The sequence below is a fragment of the Cellulosimicrobium marinum genome (genome assembly GCF_020551945.1).
GTDB lineage: Bacteria > Actinomycetota > Actinomycetes > Actinomycetales > Cellulomonadaceae > Cellulosimicrobium > Cellulosimicrobium marinum.
Map to the genome: position 1 here is coordinate 351,794 of NZ_JAJBZH010000003.1, position 20,691 is coordinate 372,484.

Below are 20,691 nucleotides of genomic sequence, written 5' to 3' on the forward strand. Positions count from 1 at the left end.
CCCCGCACCATGAACCAGCACCTGCGACGCACCGCGACGCACCTCGCCGACGGCCGCGACCTCGTCTACTTCGACGACTCCCCCGAGTTCGTCTCCGGCGAGCGCACCCGGCGCCTCCACGACCCGCGCCCGCTGCCGGACCGCTACGCCCCGGTCCCGGGGCCGGACGGCGAGCCCCATCCGTACACGGGCCCGGAGATGCGCCTCGACCCGCTCACGGGCGACTGGGTGCCGATGGCCGCGCACCGCATGAACCGCACCTTCCTGCCCGCCGCGGACTCGTGCCCGCTGTGCCCGGCACGTCCCGGCAGCGCGTACTCCGACGGCGAGGTCCCCGACACCGACTACGACGTCGTCGTGTTCGAGAACCGCTTCCCGTCGCTCCAGCGTGTCCCGGGGATCGGCGACGAGCGCGTCCAGGACGCGCCGCTGCAGGTCCACGGGCCGGCCGCGGGGCGCTGCGAGGTCGTGTGCTTCTCCAGCGACCACACCACGTCGTTCGGGGCGCTGCCCCCGCAGCGCGTCCGCACCATCATCGACGCCTGGGCGGACCGCACGGCCGCGCTCGGCGAGGTGCCCGGCGTCGAGCAGGTGTTCTGCTTCGAGAACCGGGGCCAGGAGATCGGCGTCACCCTGCACCACCCGCACGGGCAGATCTACGGCTACCCGTACGTCACGCCGCGCACGCGCCAGATGCTCGCCCAGGCGCGGGCGCACCACGAGCGCACGGGGCGCAACCTGCTGCGCGACCTCCTCGACTCCGAGCTCGCGGACGGGCGCCGGGTGGTGCTGGAGACGGAGCACTGGGTGGCGTACGTGCCGTACGCGGCGCGCTGGCCCGTCGAGGTGCACCTCGCGCCGCGCCGCGACGTCCCCGACCTGCCTGCGCTCACGGACGCCGAGCGGGACGACCTCGCCACGACCTATCTCGAGCTGCTGCGCCGCCTCGACCGGTTCTTCGAGACGGCCGACGGCGACCCCATCCCCCTGCCGTACATCGCGGCGTGGCACCAGGCGCCCGCGCACCAGGGCCGCTCCGTCGCGGACGGAGGCACGGACGACGTCACGCTGGCACGCCTGCACCTGCAGGTGTTCTCCGTGCTCCGCGCCCCGGGCAAGCTCAAGTACCTCGCGGGGTCCGAGTCGGGGATGGGCGCCTGGATCAGCGACACGACGCCGGAGCGCGTCGCAGCCCGCCTCCAGGAGCTCGCCCCCGCCGGGACGGCGCGGGGCTGGGTGCCCGCGTGGACGCCCGAGGAGGGCGCCCGCCGTGCGCGGGCGGTGTTCGCCGAGGCGTTCGGCGGCGTGTCCGACGCCGGTGCCGCGGCAGGGTCCGGCGAAGGCGCGCCCCGCGTGTGGAGCGCACCGGGCCGGGTCAACCTCATCGGCGAGCACACGGACTACAACGCGGGCCTGTGCCTTCCGGTCGCGCTGCCGCACCGCACGTACGTGGCGCTGCGGCCCCGCACGGACGGCGTCGTGCGGCTCGTATCCGCGCAGGCGCTCGGCGAGGTGTGGGAGGCGCGGCTCGACGACGTCGCCCCCGGCACGGTCGCGGGCTGGGGCACGTACGCGGCGGGTGTCGCGTGGGCGCTGCGCGAGCACCTCGCGGCGACCGGGGACGACGCCGAGCGCGTCCCGGGGTTCGACGCGGCGGTGGACTCGTGCGTCCCGTTCGGCGCGGGGCTGTCCTCGTCGGCGGCGCTGGAGTGCGCCGTCGCGGTCGCGCTCGACGACGTCGCAGGCCTCGGCCTCTCCGCGACCGACACCGGCCGCGCGACCCTCGCCGCGGTGTGCGTGCGGGCGGAGAACGAGGTCGCGGGCGCGCCGACCGGCGGCATGGACCAGTCCGCCGCGCTGCGGGCCACGCTCGGCCACGCCCTGCTGCTCGACTGCCGGCTCGGCCTCGACCCCGACGACTCGGCCGAGCAGGAGCCGTTCGACCTCGCGGCCGCGGGGCTCGCCGTCCTCGTCATGGACACCCGGGCGGAGCACCGCCTCGTGGACGGCCAGTACGCGCAGCGCCGGGACACCTGCGAGGCCGCGGCCCTGACCCTCGGTCTCGCGCACCTGCGCGAGCTCGCGGACGCCGTCGCCACGTCCGACGACCCGACCGGCACCCTCGACGTGGCGCTCGACAAGCTGCCCGACGACGTCTCCCGCCGCCGGGTGCGCCACGTCGTCACGGAGATCGGCCGGGTCCGCGACCTCGTCGCGCTCCTGCAGGACGGCCGCGTGACGGAGGTCGGCCCGCTCCTCACCGCGTCCCACGCGTCGCTGCGCGACGACTACGAGGTGTCGAGCGTCGAGCTCGACGTCGCCGTGGACGCCGCCCGCGTCGCCGGCGCGCTCGGCGCCCGCATGACGGGTGGCGGTTTCGGCGGCTCGGCCATCGCCCTCGTCCCCGCCGACCGCGCCGAGGCCGTGGCCGATGCGGTCCGCACCGCGTTCGAGCGCGAGGGCTTCGGCGCCCCCGGCTTCCTCCTCGCCACTCCCTCCGCCGCGGCCGGCCCGACCGCCTGACCGAACGGCCCGACCAGGTCCGCGGAGAGTCGGAGAGCGAAGGACCGCCGTCCGACCGAGGTGGGCGGCAAGGCCGGGGGTGCGAACTACCGCCCGGAAGGCGGGCGGAGGGGCGGCCGTGCCGGGTCGTGGCGGGTCTGGCGGGAGCGACGCGAGGAACGAGCGGCGCGGATGGCAGACCCGGCGCGGCCGCCCCTCCGCCCACCGGACCGCACCGACCCGACGACCGCGACCGGACCCGCCCGACGTCAGAGGTCGTACGTCACGACGAGCGGCGCGTGGTCGCTCCAGCGCTCGGCGTGCGACGGCGCCCGGTCGACCTCGACCTTCACCGCGTGCTCCGCGAGCGCGGGGGTCGCGAGCTGGTAGTCGATGCGCCACCCGGAGTCGTTGTCGAACGCGCGTCCGCGCCAGGACCACCAGGTGAACGGGCCGGGGCCGTCGCCGCCGTGGACGCGTCCGAGGTCGACGAGGCCGACGTCGTCGAGCCACGTGTCGACGTACGCACGTTCCTCGGGGAGGAACCCGGCGCTCTTGAGGTTGCCCTTCCAGTTCTTGATGTCGGCGTTCGTGTGCGCGATGTTGAGGTCGCCGGCGAGGACGGCGCGGCGTCCGTCGGTGGTGAGCTCGCGCAGGCGTGCGGTGACCTTCTCCAGGTAGGCGTACTTGGCGACCATGGTCTCGGGCTGGGCGACGGTGCCGGAGTGGATGTAGGCGGAGACGACGGTGACGGTCCCGCCGTCGGGCAGCTCGACGTCGGCCTCGACCCAGCGGCCGGTGTCGACGGGCGGTTCGGGTTCGCCCGCTCCGAGGCCGACCCGCACGGCGGTCAGGGGCAGGCGGGAGGCGACGGCGACGCCGGCGCGGCCCTTGAGGTCGCACGCCTGGTGGGCGACGTGCCACCCGTCGAGGAGGTCGCGCGCGACGGTGTCGGGTGCGCGGACCTCCTGCAGCAGCAGGACGTCGGGGGTGCGGTCGGCGATCCAGGTGTCCATCCCTCGGCGGACGGCGGCGCGGATGCCGTTGACGTTGGCGGTGGCGATGGTCAGCACCGGGACATCCCATCACGGACGGCCGCCGACGCGGTCACCGGGGCGTGGTGGTCCCGCTCACGTCGTGCGGGGTCGTGTGGTCAGGCGAAGGCGCGCTCGGCGGTGTCGACGACGTTGGCGAGGAGCATCGCGCGGGTCATGGGGCCGACACCGCCCGGGTTGGGCGAGAGCCACCCGGCGACCTCGGCGACGCCGGGGTCGACGTCGCCGCGCAGGCGCGCCTTGCCGGTCTCGGGCTCGACGACGCGGCTGACGCCGACGTCGAGCACGACGGCGCCGCGCTTGACGTGCGCGGGCTTGACGAACCCGGCGACGCCGGCGGCGGCGATGACGACGTCGGCGCCCTGCAGGTGGGCGACGACGTCGCGCGTGCCGGTGTGGGTGAGGGTGACGGTCGCGTTGATCTCGCGGCGGGTGAGGAGGAGGCCGATGGAGCGCCCGACGGTGGTGCCGCGCCCGACGACGACGACGTCCTTGCCGGCCAGCTCGATGCCGTGGCGGCGCACGAGCTCGATGATGCCCGCGGGGGTGCAGGGCAGGGGCGAGGTGACGGGTTCGTTGACGCGCAGCACGAGGCGCCCGAGGTTCGTGGGGTGGAGGCCGTCGGCGTCCTTGTCGGGGTCGATCCGCTCGAGCACGGCGTTGGTGTCGACGCCCTTCGGCAGGGGGAGCTGCACGATGTACCCGGTGCACGCCGGGTCGGCGTTGAGCCGGTCGATCGCGGCCTCGACGTCGGCCTGCGTCGCGTCGGCGGGAAGGTCCTCACGGATGGACGCGATGCCGACCTCGGCGCAGTCGCGGTGCTTGCCCGCGACGTACGAGACGGAGCCGGGGTCCTCGCCCACGAGCACGGTCCCGAGGCCGGGCACGACCCCCCGGTCCCGCAGCGCGGCGACGCGGGACCTGAGCTCGGACTTGATGGTGGCGGCGGTGGCCTTGCCGTCGAGGATCTGTGCGGTCATGGGTGGACCTCCGGGTGGCGTGCGGCGGGTGTGACGACGCGGGGACGGACGAGGACGGGTGCGGCGGGGGCGTGCGGCCGGTGACCGCGGGCCGGGGTCGGGCGTCTCGTCGCGGGTCGTGGCGGGTCTGGCGGGAGCACCGCGAGGAACGAGCGGTGCGGATGGTCGACCCGCGACGAGACGCCCGTCCCCGGGCCTCGCGCAGAGGACTACTGCTGCAGGTCCGGGTACAGCGGGAAGTCGGCCGTGAGCGTCGCGACGCGTCCGCGCAGCGCCTCGGCGTCGGCCGCGCTGCCCTCGCGCAGGGCGGTGGCGATGATCTCGGCGACCTCGGTGAACTCGGCGTCGCCGAACCCGCGGGTCGCGAGGGCGGGCGTGCCGATGCGCAGGCCGGACGTGACGCGCGGGGGGCGCGGGTCGAACGGCACGGCGTTGCGGTTCACGGTGATGCCGACCTCGTGGAGGAGGTCCTCGGCCTGCTGGCCGTCGAGCGCGCTGTGGCGCAGGTCGACGAGCACGAGGTGCACGTCGGTGCCGCCGGTGAGGACGGAGACGCCGGCCTGCGCGACGTCGGGCTGGGCGAGGCGGTCGGCGATGATGCTGGCGCCGCGCAGGGTGCGCTCCTGGCGGTCCTTGAAGTCGTCGGACGCGGCGACCTTGAACGACACGGCCTTGGCGGCGACGACGTGCATGAGCGGGCCGCCCTGCTGGCCGGGGAACACGGCGGAGTCGATCTTCTTGGCGTACTCCTCCTTGCTGAGGATGAAGCCGGAGCGGGGGCCGCCGATCGTCTTGTGGACGGTCGAGGAGACGACGTCGGCGTAGGGCACCGGGGAGGGGTGCAGGCCGGCGGCGACGAGGCCGGCGAAGTGCGCCATGTCGACCCAGAGCTTGGCGCCGACCTCGTCCGCGATCTCGCGGAACGCCGCGAAGTCGAGGTGGCGGGGGTAGGCGGACCAGCCGCCGATGATGACGTCGGGGCGGGTCTCGAGGGCCTGCTTGCGGACCTCGTCCATCTCGACGCGGTAGGACTGCGGGTCGACGCCGTACGCGGAGACGTCGTAGAGCTTGCCGGAGAAGTTGATCTTCATGCCGTGCGTGAGGTGGCCGCCGTGGGCGAGCTCGAGGCCGAGGATCTTGTCGCCCTTGTTGATGAGGGCGTGCAGGACGGCGGCGTTCGCCTGGGCGCCGGAGTGGGGCTGGACGTTGACGTGCTCGGCCCCGAAGAGCTCCTTGGCGCGGGAGATGGCGAGGTTCTCGGCGATGTCGACCTGTTCGCAGCCGCCGTAGTAGCGGCGACCGGGGTAGCCCTCGGCGTACTTGTTGGTAAGGACGCTGCCCTGGGCCTGCAGGACGGCGCGGGGGACGAAGTTCTCCGACGCGATCATCTCGAGGGTGTCGCGCTGGCGGGCGAGCTCCCCGTCGAGGACGGCGGCGATCTCGGGGTCGAGCTCGGCGAGCGGGGCGTCGAGGACGTTCTGTGCGGGGCGGTGTACGGGCTGGGCGCTCATGGCGTCTCCTCGCGGTCTGGGCAGTGGTCGGGGTCCGGGCCGGTTGCGGTCCGGGGGCTGGTGCGGGCTCACGTCCGGGCACGCACCACCGAGGGGGTGACCCGGGGCCCAGGCGAACGACCCGTCGTCTGCACAGCTCGTCGCTCCCCGGTGGTGATCCACCCTGCCCGGTCCGTGGAGGACGGGCGCGCCAGTCGCGACGGCCTCGATCCTAGCGCACGGCCCCGGAGGCGTCGGCCCCGCCGTCGCGCACCTCGGCGGCACCGAGGATGCGGCGCAGGTAGGTGTAGGTGAGGTCGCCGGCGGCCTTGTCGTACTGCTCCTCGTACCCGTGCTTGGTGTACATGGCGAGGTTCTGCTTGGAGTCCTTGCCGGTGAAGACCCAGATCTCGGAGGTCTGCTCGGGCAGGTACGGCAGGACCTCGAAGAGCATCTGGGTGCCGATCCCCCGGCCCTGCATGTCGGGGGCGACGGCGAGACGACCGAGGGTGGCCCTGGTGTCCTCGATCTCGACGCGCACCGACCCGACGAGGCGGTGGCCCAGCCAGGCGCCGACGGTGACGACGTCCTCGCGGGCGAGGTCGTCGCGCAGCTCGTGCAGCGTCTGGGTGAGCGGCGGGATGTTCGGGTCGCCGTAGAGCTGGGCCTCGGTGACGAACGCGGCCCGGCGCAGCGTGAGGAGCTCGCCGGCCTCGGCGTCGGTGACGAGGCGGGTGGTGGTCTGCGCGTCGGTCATGTCCTCATCGTGTCAGAGATGGGCCTGGCTCACGTCCGGTGTCCGGGTGATGTCGGTGGGGGGCGGGGTGTCCGCCGGGGGGACGACGGCGCCCCGGCCCCGGGTCCGCGGCTACCCTCTGAGGGGTGTCCACGACAGCGCCGCCCCCCACCCACTGGGTCCTGACCCTCTCGTGCCCGGACGGGCCCGGGATCGTGCACGCCGTGGCGGGCGCGATCGCGGGGCTCGGCGGCAACATCACGGAGTCGCAGCAGTTCGGCGACCCGCTGTCGGGCCTGTTCTTCATGCGGGTCCAGGTGGAGGCCGACGTCCCGCGGGAGGCGCTGGAGCAGGCGCTCGTGCCGGTGACGGAGCGGTTCGGGATGTCGTGGGACCTCGACGTCGTCGGGCGGCGCGTGCGCACCCTGCTCATGGTCTCCAAGGCGCCGCACTGCCTCGTCGACCTGCTGTACCGCGAGCGGTCCCAGGCGATGCCGATCGACGTGGTGGGCGTCGTCGGGAACCACCGCGACCTGGAGGACATCGCGACGTTCTACGGCAAGCCGTTCCACCACGTGCCCGTCACGCGCGACACGAAACCGGGCGCGGAGGCGCGGCTGCGCGAGCTCGTGGCCGAGCTCGACGTCGAGCTCGTGGTCCTCGCCCGGTACATGCAGATCCTCTCGGACGACCTGTGCCGCGAGATGCCGGGCCGGATCATCAACATCCACCACTCGTTCCTGCCGAGCTTCAAGGGCGCGCGCCCGTACGCGCAGGCGCACGACCGCGGCGTGAAGCTCATCGGTGCGACGTCGCACTACGTGACGGGCGACCTCGACGAGGGCCCGATCATCGAGCAGGACGTCGAGCGCGTGGACCACTCGCGCCGCGTCGAGGACCTCGTCGCGATCGGCGAGGACGTCGAGCGCCAGACACTCGCCCGCGCTGTCCGGTGGCACGCCGAGCACCGCGTGCTGCTCGACGGCCACCGCACGGTCGTCTTCCGCTGACCCCGGTCCCTTCGCGCGCTCGCGTGAGGGCGCATGCCGCACGAGATGGGGCCCTGGTCGGCGACCGGGGCCCCACCTCGCGGAGCAGCGCCCTCCCCCGGCGTCAGGAGCAGGTCAGCTCCTCGTAGGGCGTGGTGAACGCCGACGTGACCTCCGCGCCGTCGACCCGCGCCGTCGCCGTCACCGTGGCCTCGCCCGCCTCGACCGAGCGCGCCCGCGTCGTGAACGACTGGTACGCGTTCTTGCCGGGCTGCACCGTCCCGGCCGCGCGCGAGCCGAACGGCGTCTCCAGGCGCACGTGGACCGGGAGCGGGCCGTCGTTCGTCGCACGCACGGCGACGTACGCCTTGCCCGCGAGGCAGCGGGCCTGCGCCTCGACCGTGACGGGGAGCTCGTCGCCCGCCTGCGGGTCGACGAGGACCGCGACCGTGCGGGCCGGCACGGTGACCGTTCCCGTCGCGGCGTCCCACGCCGTCTGCTTCACGACGGCGTCGCTCCCCTGGGCCTGGACCGGCGACAGCACGTAGTCCCGGCCCGCGAGCGCGTCGACGGTCTGGGTGACCGGCTCGGGCGAGGCGTTGAACACGGCCAGCAGCCCGTCGAGCGTCCGGTCGGCGTCGGCGCCGACGAGGTCGTCCACCGACATGACGACCACACCGGGCTCCTGCTCGGGTCCCGCTCCGGGGAACGTGACCTTCTCGCGGATCGCGTCGGCGTCGCCGAGCCGGAGGAGGTCGGTCGAGTGCCGCAGCCGCAGCAGGTCGCGGGCCTGGGCGGACGCCGTCGCGATGTCCTCCGGGGAGGGCTTGAGCGCCGGGTCCGCGAGGAGCGGGGCCATGAGCGGCCACTTCTCCTCGTTGTCCGCGGCCATCGGCAGGCCGCGGCCGAAGCCGTTGTCCTGGCCGGACCAGTCGATCGCGTTGAACCAGTCGCCGGAGTCGTAGCTGTTGCGGTCGAGCGACTTGGACCGCAGCAGGTCCGTGCCGGCGTGCCAGAACGACGGCGTCTGGGACAGCGCCGCGGTGGCGAGCGAGAGCGTGTTCATCCGCACGCGCTCGTCCATGGGCGTGTCCGCCGGCAGCTTGAGCGCGAGCAGGTCGAACAGCGTCTCGTTGTCGTGCGCGTCGACGTAGGTGACGACCTCCTCGGGCGAGTCGGCGTATCCCGCGGGCGCGCCGCGGTAGTCGATCTCGTCGCCCCGCTTCTCCTCGCCCGTCGACGTGACGAACGTGAAGTCGCGCAGGTTGCCCGCCAGCCCGAGCCGCACGAGGTCGGTCTGGTGGCCGAGGTCGGCGTACTCGTCGTCCGACCCGTCGTTGACCGTGCCGGGCTCCCCCGCCCGGGCGGGCTGCCCGTTGGGGTCGGTCGCGAGGCCCGTGCCGAAGCCCTGCGTGAAGGTGGACGCGCCGTCGACGGGCGACCCGCCGTGCACGGCGTCGCGGAGCCGGTCGGAGAACGTGCCGATGCCCGTGCCGCCGAGCTGGCCCTGCGTGGCCTGCTCGAACAGCGCGTTCCCGGCGACCTCGCCGAAGTCCCAGCCCTCGCCGTACAGGTAGACGGACGCGCCGTCGACGCCGTCCTCGGCGAGCGTCAGCTCGTCGAGCGCGGCCCGGACGTCGAGCATGTTCTCCTTCGAGTGGTGGCCCATGAGGTCGAAGCGGAACCCGTCGACCTTGTAGTCGCGCGCCCACGTGACGACGGAGTCGACCATGAGCTTGCCGGCCATCGCGTGCTCGGTCGCCACGTTCTGGCAGCACGTGCTCGTCTCGACCGCGCCCGTGGCGGTGTTCAGGCGGTGGTAGTAGCCGGGCACGACCTTGTCGAGCACGGACCTCGCGTCCTGCCCGCTCGCCGCGGTGTGGTTGAACACCTGGTCGAGCACGACCTGCAGGCCCGTGCGGTGCAGCGCGCCGACCATGGTGCGGAACTCGGCGACGCGCGCGCCGCCGTCGGCCTCGACGGCGTACGACCCCTCCGGCGTGGAGAAGTGCAGCGGGTCGTAGCCCCAGTTGAAGCCGTCGCGCGCCTGGACCGCGGCGACCGCGGCCTGCTGCTCGGCCGAGTCGGGCGCGAACCCGGTGAGGTCACCGGTCGTCGCCTGCTCGGCCCGGTCCTCGGGGATCGTCGCGATGTCGAACGTCGGCAGCAGGTGCACGGTCGTCAGGCCCGCGTCCGCGAGCTCGGCGAGGTGCGTCATGCCGTCGGAGTCCTCGTGCGCGAACGCGAGGTAGGTGCCGCGCTCCTCGGCGGGGACGGTCTCGTCCGCGATCGAGAAGTCCCGCACGTGCAGCTCGTAGATCGTCTGGTCGACGGCGCGCTCCACGACCGGGGCGGGCGTCCCCTCCCAGGCCGAGGGACGGAACGCGGGGTCGTCGAGGTCGACGGCGACCGAGTGCGTCGAGTCGAGCGTGAGGCCGACCGAGTAGGGGTCGGTGACGACGTTCGTCTCGACCTTCCCCGTGCTCGGCACGTACACGCGCACCTCGTAGAGGTAGCGGGCGCCCTTCCACCCGACCGACGCGCCGCCGAGCTTCGTGTCCGCCTCCTTGCCGTCGAGCGTCCACGTGCCGTCGGACTGGCGCGTGGCCGCGAACCGGCGCGGGTCGTCGTCGAGCGACGCACCCGCGGGCCACGCGAGCAGCGTGACGTCCTGCGCGGTCGGCGCCCAGAGGGCGAAGGAAGCCCACCTGCCGTTGGCGTGCCACGTGACGCCGAGCTCGCGGTCGGCGGCGTCCTGCGCGAACAGGTCGTCGACCACGCCGGGCACCTGCACCCCGGTCGCGGCGGTGAGCACGTCGCCGTCGGCCCGCGTCACGAGCAGCTGGCCGCGCAGCGCCGCCTCGACGGCGTCGCGCCCGACCGGCTCGCCGTCGTCGCCCGTCACGCGCAGCGCGGTGTACGCGGCGAGCGCCGGGAAGTCGGCGACGACGTCGTCGGGCAGCCCGTCGGCGTCGACCTCGAGCGCGTACGACGTCGCACCCTCGGGGGCCTTCACCTCGCCGTCGGGGTCGCCGGGCGACACCGTGATCCCGCCCTCCGGGGCGGTCCACAGCGTGAACGCGTCCCCCGAGCCGAGCGTCGTCGGCCACGCGAGGAGGCCCTCGCGGACCCAGTGCGCCGACTGCTGGCCGGTCCCCGGCAGCGGCGGGTTCTCGACGCCGATCTCGAGCACGTGCGTCTCGAGGTCGTACGTGAACGTCACGACCTCGTCGTCACCGACGGAGAACGGGTAGTTCGCTCCGCCGGGCGCGCCGCCGACGCCGTAGTTCTCGGCCCAGCCGAGGCCGTGCGCGACCTTCGTCTCGTACGCGCCCGCGGCGAGGTCGTCCGTGGACCACGTGTACGTCCCGTCGCCGTCGGGGTCCTTGAGCCACGTCGCGAGGCAGTCGGGCGCCCAGGTGCCGGGGCAGCCGACCTGGTCCTGGTAGGAGCCGGGGAGCGTGACGACCGGGCCCTGCGCGGTGCTCGAGAAGTCCTTGCTCACCGGGTCCCAGTAGAAGGTGACGGCGCCGCCCTCGGTCGTGTACGTCGCGTTGCCGCCGTCCGGCACGCCGCCGACGCCGTAGTTCACGGCCCACGACCCGTTGATCGCGACCTTGTACTCGTACGTGCCCGGGGCGACGTCGAACGTGCCCGCGTAGACGCCGTCGGGGCGCTTCGTGAGCTTCGCCGCCTCGCAGCCGGGCGCCCAGTCGCCCGCGCAGCCCATCTCGGAGTTGTGGCTCCCGGGGACGGTCACGAGGTCGATGTCGGGCTCGGGCTCCTCGGAGACCGTGCCGGTCACGTCGACCCCCACGCTCGCGAACGTCGACGCGGCGGCGCGGTCGCCGTCGGCGTCGGTCGTCACGGCGCGGTACTCGACGAGCGTGCCGTCGGGCAGGCCGGTCACGTCGTGGAAGACGCGCGGCGTGGTGTCCTCGGCCGTGCCGAGAGGCGTCCACCCCTGAGAACCCACCTCGCGCCACGCGAACGACGTCTCCGACCAGGCGTCGCCGTCGACCGTCGCCGCGACGGGCGCGACGCCGGTCACGCCCGCGCCCGCGGCCGGGACGGTCACGGCGATCTCGCCGGTCGAGTCCGCGCCGACCTCGCGGTCGGCCACGAGCACGACGGCGGACGTCGCCGGGACGGTGAGCGTCACCGTGCCGTCGGCGTCGGCGGTGACGGGCTCGGCGTCCCCGTGGAGCACGGCGTACGAGGCGCCGGGGGTGAGCGTCGTGACCGTCGCCTCGCGCGCCTGCGCCGCGTTGTTCAGCGCGACGAGGTGCTCGACCTTCTCCTCGCGGTCCACGCGGCTGAACGCGTACACGCCCGCGCCGTTCTCGACGTAGCGCTCCACCTGCGCACCGGTCGCGAGCGCGGGGTGCGCGTCACGCAGCGCCGCGAGCGACGCGATGTGCGCGTAGAGCGGCGCGTCGGTGTCGTAGCGGTCGACGCTGCCCGCCGTCTCGCCGGTGACGAGCGGCTGGTCGGCGTACTCGGCGACCTGCGTCGCGAAGAGCGTCTGGCGCGCGTCCTTGTCGCCGCCCGTGCCGGCGAAGCCCTGCTCGTCGCCGTAGTACACGACGGGCTGGCCGCGCGTGAGGTACATGAGCTCGTGCGCGAGCTCGTCGCGCGCGAGCGGGTCGTCGGTGCCCGCGAGCATGTAGCCGACGCGGCCCATGTCGTGGTTGCCGAGGAACGTCGGGAGCGCGCTCGCCGACGTGCCCGGCGTCGTGTACATGTCGTCGCTCGCGAACAGCGCCGCGAGCCCCTTCGCGCTGTTGCCGCTCGCGAAGCTCGTCGCGGCCGACTGGAACGTGAAGTCGAGCGTCGAGCTCATGTCGGTGCGGCGCACGTACGGCGAGAGCTTCGCGGCGTCGGCGTCGTACACCTCGCCGAACATGAAGAAGTCGTCCTTGCCCTGCGCGTGCGCGTAGTCGAGGACCTCGGTGGTCCAGCGCTCCCAGAACGGGAAGTCGACGTGCTTGACGGTGTCGATGCGGAACCCGTCGATGCCGAGGTCGATCCAGTCCTGGTAGACGTCGACGAACCCGTCGACGACCGTCGGGTGCTCGGTCATGAGGTCGTCGAGTCCGTCGAAGTCGCCGTACGTCACCGACTCGCCCGTCCACGTCGAGTTGCCCCGGTTGTGGTAGAGCGTCGGGTCGTTGAGCCACCCCGGGACCTTGAGGTCCTCCTTGCCCGCCGGCACGAGCGGCGTGTACGGGAACGACGTCGCAGGGTCGAGCTCCGGGAAGTCGTCGGTGCCCGCGTAGGTCGCCGGGTCGAAGACGTTCCCGGCCGCGTCGCGGTAGGGCGACGTCGCCTGGTCGACGTAGGAGTACTGCTTCTCCTCGTAGTCGACGACGTCGGCCGTGTGGTTGGTGATGATGTCGAAGTAGACCTTGATACCGCGCTCGTGCGCCTCGTCGATGAGGGCCTCGAGCTCGGCGTTGGTGCCGAGGTGCGGGTCGATCTGCGTGAAGTCGGTGATCCAGTACCCGTGGTACCCGGCGGACGCGTCGGCCCCGGTGCCCTGGACGGGCTGGTTCTTGAACGACGGCGTGAGCCAGATCGCGGTCGTGCCGAGACCCTCGACGTAGTCGAGGTTCTCGCGCAGGCCCGCGATGTCCCCGCCCTGGTAGAAGCCCTTGTCCGTCGGGTCGAACCCGGAGACGAGCGGGTCGTCGCCGAGGCCGGCGGTGTCGTTCGACGGGTCGCCGTTCGCGAACCGGTCGGTCATGACGAAGTAGAAGCGCTCGTCGGACCCGGGCTGGCGCACGGGGGGCACGACGAGGTCGGCGTCCTGCGCCTCGTCGTAGCCCTCCGCGAGGCCGAGCGGCACGAGGGCGATGCGCTGGGTCGCGTCGTCGAACGTCACGCGCACGCGCGTGTCGCCGCCGAGCACGAGCGGCGCGTTCTCGGCGCCGCCGTCGCGCCCGTAGGCCTCGTCCCAGGCGTCGTCCATCGCGACCTTGTACTGCCACGTCCCCGCGGGGACGTCGAACTCGGCCGACCACACGCCGGGCGTGGCGGTCGGGGCGAGCTCGGTGGCGGCGCAGGCCGGGTCCCAGTCGGCGGCGCAGCCGAGCTCGGACTGGAGGTCGCCCACGAGGGCGGCGGTGCGGTCGGCACCGGCGGCGGGGGTCGCCAGCGCGGCGACCGTGAGGCCCGCGAGCGTCGAGCCCGCGACGGCGAGCGCGGTGACGGAGGCGGTCGCGCGCGTGGCGCGGCCGGGAAGCGCTTGAGGACGTGGCGACGGCCTGCGGCGTCGCGGCGTGGCGGTCATGGGGACTCCCTCGTCCGGGTCGGTGCGTGCGGCGCACGCCCGCCCGGCCCCAGCGCCCGCCGTCGGACACCGTCGACCGCGACGACTGCGCGTGCGATGAGAGCGACTGTACCGATTGCAGAAACTTGCAGCAAGGGGATTCAGGGTGTCTCGGGACGCCGACGCGCCCGCGACGCCGGACCCCTCTAGCATCGTGCGTCATGAGGGTGCTGTGGCGCCGAGCGGTCGAGTCGTTCTGGTTCTTCCCCGCCGTGCTGTCGCTGGTCGCGGTCGCGCTCGCCGAGGTCCTGGTCAGGGTCGAGCGCGGCCTCGCACCCGGAGCCGTCGAGTCGGTGGCGCTGCTGTCGGGGCTCGGCGCGAGCGGCAGCCGCGCCCTCCTCGGAGCCATCGCCACGTCAGTCCTCACCGTCACCGGCACGACGTTCTCGATCACGATCTCCGTGCTCGCGACGACGACCTCGAGCTACGGCCCGCGCCTCGTCCGCAACTTCATGACGGACCGCGGCAACCAGCTCGTGCTCGCGGTGTTCACCGCGTCGTTCCTGTACTCGCTCGTCGTCCTGAGGTCCGTCCGGAGCGAGACCGACGACGGCGCCGCGTTCGTCCCCACGATCGCGGTCAACGGCGCGATGCTGCTCGCCGTCCTCTGCGTCGGGGTGCTCGTCTACTTCATCCACCACATCGCCGACTCGGTCCAGGTCTCCACGCTGCAGCGCCGCGTCCGCGACGACCTCGACGCCGTCGTCGAGCTGCTCGTGCCGGACGATCCCCCGGACGGCACGGTCGGTCCGCCACAGACCGCGGCCGACCGGCTCCCGCCCGAGCACGGCGTCGTCCGCTCCCCCTCGACCGGCTACGTGCAGTGGGTCGACGTCGAGGCCCTCGTCCACGCCGCCGAGCGGGCCGACGGGCTCGCCGAGGCCGTCGTCGGGCCGGGTGACCACGTCGTCGCCGGCGACCCGGTCCTGACCCTGCGCGGCCCGGCGGCATGGTCCGACGACGCCGCCGACCAGGCGCGGCGCACGGTCGTCGTCGGTGACGAACGAACCCCCCACCAGGACCTCGCGTTCGCCGCCCAGCAGCTCACCGAGATGGCGGTGCGCGCGCTCTCGCCCGGCACGAACGACCCGTACACCGCCGCCTCGGCGTTCGACGCGCTCGGCGACGGCCTCGTCCGCCTGGCGGGGCGCGACCCCGCTCGCCCGGGCGCCGTCGGCGGGGACGGCGAGCTGCGCGCCGTCGTGCGGTGGCCGACCGCCGAGGAGGTGGTGTCGGAGGTGCTCGTCGCCGTCCGCACCTACGCCCTCGGGTCACCCGTCGCCCTGCGCTCCGCGGTCCGCCTCGTCGAGCGCCTGGAGAGGGCGAGCCGACGTCCCCCGGTCCGGGAGAGCCTGCGCGCGGAGGTCACCGTCCTGCGGGAGGCGGTCGCGACGTCGGCGCTCCCCGAGCACGACCGGACGCCGGTCGTGCGCCGGCTCGACGTCGTCCTCGCCGCCCTCGCGCCTGCCTGACCCGCGGCAGCGCGCGCCGGGAGCGGTCACCCCGCGAGGTGGCCCCAGCGCGGGGCGAGCTCGTCCCACGGCCCGACGGCGACCACGGCGCCCTCGTCGAGCACGACGACCCGGTCGGCGCGTGCGAGCGCGGCGCGCTTGGACGACGACCCGACGACCGTCGTGCCGCGGTCGCGCAGCGAGGACCACAGCTCGATCTCGGTGGCGGCGTCGAGGGCGCTGGACACGTCGTCGGCGAGCAGCAGCTCGGCGTCGGTCGCGAGGGCGCGCGCGAGCGCGAGCCGCTGGACCTGCCCGCCGGACAGCCGGACCCCCCGGTGCCCGACGAGCGCCTCGTGGCCGCCGGCCTCCGCGACGTCCTGGTCGAGCCGGGCCGCCGCGACGGGACCGTCGAGCCCGCGCTCGTACCCGAGCCGCACGTTGTCGCCGAAGGTGCCGGAGAGCACGCGGGGTACCTGCGCGACGTACGACACCTGCCCGGGACGCAGGAACGTCTGGGCGTCGACGACGTCCGTGCCGTTCCAGCGGATGCGACCGGTGTGCTCCATGAGCCCGGCGAGCGCGCCGAGCAGGCTGGACTTGCCGGAGCCGACCTGGCCGAGCAGGAGGACGAGCTCGCCGCGCCGCACCGTGAGGTCCACGTCCTGCACGCCGATCGTGCCGTCGTCGTGCACCGCGGTCATGCCCTCGAGGTCGAGGCGGTCGAGGCTCTGCCGCGGGCCGGCCACCGGGACGGGGGCCTCGCCCGTGAGGAGGTCGACGCCGTCGGGCAGGTCCATGAGGTCCGCGCCGCCGGCGAATCGGCTCGTCGCGACCTGCCAGGAGCGCGTGCCGGGCGCCTCGGTGACGACGGCTCCCGCGACGACCCCGAACCAGCCGAAGCCGTTCACCGCGTTGGCGACGAGGAGCGCCGTGGCGAGGTCCCACGTGCCGGCGAGGAGACCGGCCCACGCCGCGACGACGCCGAGCTGGATCATGACGAGGGGCACGCCGTCGAGCGCGGCCTGCACGCGGTGCTCGAACACCGCCGCCTGCACGCGTCCCCCGTCGACCTGCCGCAGGTGGGCGTGCACCTGGGGGGTGCGCGCGGCGAGCTTGACCGTGCGGGCGGCGTCGAGCGCCGAGACGAGCGAGCGACCGAACCGGGCCCGTGCGGCCGAGGACCTGGTCGCCGAACGTCCCGCGACCGGCCGGCCCAGCGCGGACGCCGCGGCCGAGACCACCATGACGGCGAGCAGCACCGCGCCCGCGAGCCACGACCCGCTGATCAGCGCGGTGACGCCCGCGATGAGCAGACCGTTGACGAAGTCGACCCACCGGTCCGCGTACCGCACGAACCGGTCCGCGTCCATGGCGCGGGCGACGACCTCGCCGGGCGGGCTGGCGGCGAGCCGGTGCTGACGCGTCTGGCCGACCATGACGGCCATGCGGACCCGCAGCAGCGCCTCGATCCACCAGCGCGGGTACACGTAGAGGGCCCGCGCGAGGCACAGCGGCGCGACGAGGAGCAGCACGGCGAAGGGGACGAGCAGCAGGGTCGGGAACCCGTCGTCGACCCCCTGCACGGCGTGCCCCCACAGGAACCCCGTGATCGCTCCCTGCGCGGAGACGAGGCTCGCGACGAGGAACAGCACCGCCCCGACGACGCCCCACGCGGGCCGCACGACGAGCGCGTGCAGCACCCCTCGGGCCAGGCTGGGCCCGTCGCCCGGGTCGGGTCGCTGGGGCGGGGCGCCGCGCCGACGTCGCGCGCCCACGGACTCGTCCGCGCTGGCCGTGCCCGACGGCGCGGGCACGCCCGTCCCGTCGACGGTGTCGCCGCGGGCGGCGCTCGCGTCGAGCAGCGCGCGGTACGGGCCGGGGACGCGCGCGAGCTCGGCGCGCAGGCCCTGCTGGACGACGCGCCCGTGGTCGAGCACGGCGACGAGACCGGCGCGCTCGATCGTCGTCAGGCGGTGCGCGACGAGCACGCCCGTGCGGCCCGCGAGGAGCCGGTCGGCGGCGGCGACCACGCGGGACTCGGTGAGCGGGTCCATGCGGGCGGTCGCCTCGTCGAGGACGACGACCTGGACGTCGCGCACGAGCAGCCGCGCGAACGCGACGAGCTGCTGCTCGCCCGCGGACAGCGTGGTGCCGCCCGGCCCGAGCACCGTGTCGAGGCCGTCGGGCAGTCCCGCGACCCAGTCGTCGAGGCGCAGCTCGCGCACCGCGGACTCGACGTCCGCGCGCGGCACGTCGGCGAACAGGGTGATGTTCTCCGCGAGCGTCCCCGCGAGGATCTCGGTGCGCTGCGTGACGACGCCCACGGCGGCGCGCAGGGCCTGCAGGTCGAGGTCGAGCACGTCGACCCCGCCGAGGAACACGGTCCCCGGCTCCGGGTCGACGGCGCGGGACAGCAGCGACGCGAGCGTCGACTTGCCCGAACCGGTCCGTCCGACGAGCGCGACCGTCTGCCCGGCGGGGACGCGCAGGTCGACGCCGCGCAGCGCGAACGTGCCCTCGGCGTAGGAGAAGTGCAGGTCGCGGAGCTCGACGCCGACCGGCCCCTCCGGGACGTCGCGGCCGCCCTCCGGCTCCGGCTCGACCGACAGCATCTGGCGCAGGCGCGTGAGCGCACCGAGGCCCTCCTGGATGTCCGGGAGGTGGTGCACCAGCTGGTCGGTCTGCCCGACGAACATGGCCGTGACGAGGAACAGGGTGACGAGCCGGTCGACGGGCAGCGCGCCGTCGGCCGCGAACGCGGTCCCCGCGACGGCGACCCCCACGAGGAGCGACGCGAGCACGAGGCCCGCGCGGCGCAGCATGCGCGCCTCGACGGACAGCACCGCCTCGAACCGGCGGTGGACGAGCGCCGAGCGCTCGGCGAGGCGCCGCACCGCGAACGACTGCCCGAGGCTGGTGCGCAGGTCGTCCCGCGCGGCGACGGACTCCTCGAACGCGGCGGCGTGGTCCGTCCACGCCATCTCCTCGATCACCTTGCGGCGGGCGATCTCACCGAGCATCGGCCGCACGAGCACAGCGGCCAGCGCGCCGAGCAGCGGGAAGAGGAGCCACGCCGGCCACCACGTCAGCCCGGCGACCACCCACATCGGGACGACGCCGACCACGGTGCGCCCCGCACCCCAGAGCTGGCGGCGCACGAGCGTGCCGACGGCGTGCGTGTCGTCGTCGACCCGGTCGAGCACCTCGCCGACCGCCTGCTCCGTCAGGGTGGCGAGCGGCTGGTGCAGCGCGGCCGTGAGCAGGTCCTCGCGCAGCCGCCCCTCGGCGCGGTCCACGACGCCCGCCCACACGACCTGGCCGCCCGTGTCGAGCAGCGCCGCACCCACCACGCACACCGCGAGGAGGGCGAGCGCCGTCGTCGTCGGGTCCTCCGCGAGCCAGCCGGCGACGACGGTGCCGAGCGCCGCCCCGACCGCGCCGAGCGTCAGCGCGACGAGCGCGACGGCGGCGAGGGGTCGGCGCAGGCGCCGCCAGTCGAGGCGGCGGGACGGGTCGGCGGGCACGCGCGGAGCGGCGGGCGACGGGGCGTCGTCCGTGGTCACGGGGCTGGGAGCGTCGATCATGGCTCCACGACCCTACGGCGCAGGGCCCACGGCGGCGCAGCGCTTTTCCGTCCCCGCCCGGTGCGCCGGGCGGGGACGGGTCGACCGAGGGCTCAGACCAGCCCGAGCCCCTGGACGGCCTGACGCTCCTCCTGCAGCTCCGCGACCGACGCGTCGATGCGCCCGCGGGAGAAGTCGGAGACCTCCAGGCCCTGCACGATCTCCCACGACCCGCCGCGCGACACCACGGGGAACGACGAGATGAGGCCCTCCGGGACGCCGTACGACCCGTCGGACACCACCCCCGCGCTCGTCCAGTCGCCCTCCGGCGTGCCGAGCACCCAGTCGTGCACGTGGTCGACCGCCGCGTTCGCCGCCGACGCCGCCGACGACGCCCCGCGCGCGTCGATGATCGCCGCCCCGCGCTTCGCGACCGTCGGGATGAACTCCTGCTCCAGCCAGCCCGTGTCCGCGGCGAGCCGCGCACCCGGGGTCCCCGCGACGTCGGCGTGGAACAGGTCCGGGTACTGCGTCGCCGAGTGGTTCCCCCAGATGGTCACCTTGCGCACCTCGGACACCGGCACGCCCGCCCGCTTCGCGACCTGCGTCAGCGCCCGGTTGTGGTCCAGCCGCGTCATCGCCGTGAACCGCTCCGTCGGGACGTCCGGCGCGTTCGACGCCGCGATGAGCGCGTTCGTGTTCGCCGGGTTCCCCACGACCAGCACGCGCACGTCGTCCGCCGCGCCGGCGTTGATGGCCTGGCCCTGCGGCGTGAAGATCCCGCCGTTCGCCTCCAGCAGGTCGCCGCGTTCCATCCCCGGCCCGCGCGGCCGCGCGCCCACGAGGAGCGCCACGTTCACGCCGTCGAACGCCGCGGTCGGGTCGTCGAAGATGTCGACGCCGGCGAGCAGGGGGAAGGCGCAGTCGTCGAGCTCCATCGCGGTGCCCTCTGCCGCCTTGACGCCCTGCGGGATCTCCAGGAGGCGCAGCCGCACCGGCGTGTCGGCGCCGAGCATCTGGCCCGACGCGATCCGGAACAGCAGGGCGTAGCCGATCTGACCGGCCGCGCCGGTCACCGTCACGTTCACGGGGGAAGTCATGCGCTCACTCTCCCACAACGGGCCCCCGTGCTCGTGCCCGACGGCTTTGGTGCCCGACGGCGCGGGTTCGGCCCGGGTGGGCGAGCCGGGTCACGTGCTCGGGCTGCCGCGCCGTCACCGTGACCTCTCGGCTCGCCTTCTCGCGCGCGGCTCGACGCCCTTCGCACGTCACCCGCCACGCCCGGTACGACGTCACCTCGGTCGGCGCTCGCCACGGGGCTTGCCGTCCCTGGGACGCGCACGAGGCGACCGGACCGGGAACGGGGTCCGCGAGGCGACGGCACCAGGAGCGGGGTCCACGAGGCGACCGCACCAGGAGCGGGGTCCACGAGGCGACGGGCACCGGGAGCGGGGTCGGGGTGGACGACGGCGCGGGTCGTGGCGGGTCTGGCGGGAGCGCCGCGAGGGACGAGCGGTGCGGATGGGAGACCCGCGCCGTCGTCCACCCCGGCCCCGCGGAGGCGACCCCGACCCCGCCACGCGCGCACCGC

9 protein-coding genes, 2 pseudogenes and 1 riboswitch are annotated in these 20,691 nt (G+C 74.5%); of the genes and pseudogenes, 4 read left to right on the forward strand and 7 right to left on the reverse strand.

All coding sequences use genetic code 11. The annotated features are described in order from the left end of the window. Nucleotides 1-9: 9 nt before the first annotated feature. Nucleotides 10-1,212: pseudogene (galT, locus tag LGQ04_RS08780) on the forward strand (galactose-1-phosphate uridylyltransferase); the annotation flags it as partial. Nucleotides 1,213-1,356: 144 nt separating this feature from the next. After that, nucleotides 1,357-2,523 (forward strand): annotated as a pseudogene (galK, locus tag LGQ04_RS08785) (galactokinase); the annotation flags it as partial. Between the two features lie 248 nt (nt 2,524-2,771). On the opposite strand, the gene LGQ04_RS08790 reads toward galK, so the two are convergent. The 4 genes from LGQ04_RS08790 to LGQ04_RS08805 form a co-directional block, all read right to left on the reverse strand. Then, nucleotides 2,772-3,575: an exodeoxyribonuclease III gene (locus LGQ04_RS08790; protein WP_229243316.1), complete on the reverse strand. Its 804-nt coding sequence runs from the start codon at nt 3,573-3,575 to the stop codon at nt 2,772-2,774. An 80-nt stretch (nt 3,576-3,655) separates the two neighbouring features. Continuing rightward, nucleotides 3,656-4,537 carry a bifunctional methylenetetrahydrofolate dehydrogenase/methenyltetrahydrofolate cyclohydrolase gene (locus LGQ04_RS08795; RefSeq protein ID WP_229243317.1) on the reverse strand — a complete coding sequence of 294 codons (882 nt, stop codon included), beginning with the start codon at nt 4,535-4,537 and terminating at the stop codon, nt 3,656-3,658. Nucleotides 4,538-4,746: 209 nt separating this feature from the next. Further along, a complete protein-coding gene (gene glyA / locus LGQ04_RS08800) occupies nt 4,747-6,048 on the reverse strand; it encodes a serine hydroxymethyltransferase (RefSeq protein WP_229243318.1) in 1,302 nt (433 codons plus the stop codon). Between the two features lie 99 nt (nt 6,049-6,147). Next, nucleotides 6,148-6,256: riboswitch (ZMP/ZTP riboswitch) on the reverse strand. Between the two features lie 3 nt (nt 6,257-6,259). Further along, nucleotides 6,260-6,784 (reverse strand): GNAT family N-acetyltransferase, encoded by a 525-nt coding sequence (locus LGQ04_RS08805; RefSeq protein WP_229243319.1) that lies wholly within the window; start codon nt 6,782-6,784, stop codon nt 6,260-6,262. 125 nt (nt 6,785-6,909) lie between these two features. Between LGQ04_RS08805 and purU the strand changes: the two genes are divergently transcribed. Beyond that, nucleotides 6,910-7,773: a formyltetrahydrofolate deformylase gene (purU, locus tag LGQ04_RS08810; RefSeq protein ID WP_229243320.1), complete on the forward strand. Its 864-nt coding sequence runs from the start codon at nt 6,910-6,912 to the stop codon at nt 7,771-7,773. Nucleotides 7,774-7,876: 103 nt separating this feature from the next. Here the strand turns inward: purU and pulA are convergent, their stop codons facing one another. Continuing rightward, complete coding sequence (gene pulA / locus LGQ04_RS08815; protein ID WP_229243321.1) at nt 7,877-14,044, reverse strand: pullulanase-type alpha-1,6-glucosidase; 6,168 nt, start codon at nt 14,042-14,044, stop codon at nt 7,877-7,879. Between the two features lie 200 nt (nt 14,045-14,244). Between pulA and LGQ04_RS08820 the strand changes: the two genes are divergently transcribed. After that, entirely contained in the window at nt 14,245-15,555 is a 1,311-nt protein-coding gene (locus tag LGQ04_RS08820; RefSeq protein WP_229243322.1) for a DUF2254 domain-containing protein, read from the forward strand. A gap of 26 nt (nt 15,556-15,581) precedes the next feature. Here the strand turns inward: LGQ04_RS08820 and LGQ04_RS08825 are convergent, their stop codons facing one another. Next, nucleotides 15,582-19,121, reverse strand: coding sequence for an ATP-binding cassette domain-containing protein (locus LGQ04_RS08825; RefSeq protein ID WP_229243323.1), 3,540 nt, complete (start codon nt 19,119-19,121; stop codon nt 15,582-15,584). A gap of 92 nt (nt 19,122-19,213) precedes the next feature. Continuing rightward, complete coding sequence (locus LGQ04_RS08830; RefSeq protein ID WP_229243324.1) at nt 19,214-20,200, reverse strand: malate dehydrogenase; 987 nt, start codon at nt 20,198-20,200, stop codon at nt 19,214-19,216. Between the last annotated feature and the right edge of the window lie 491 nt (nt 20,201-20,691).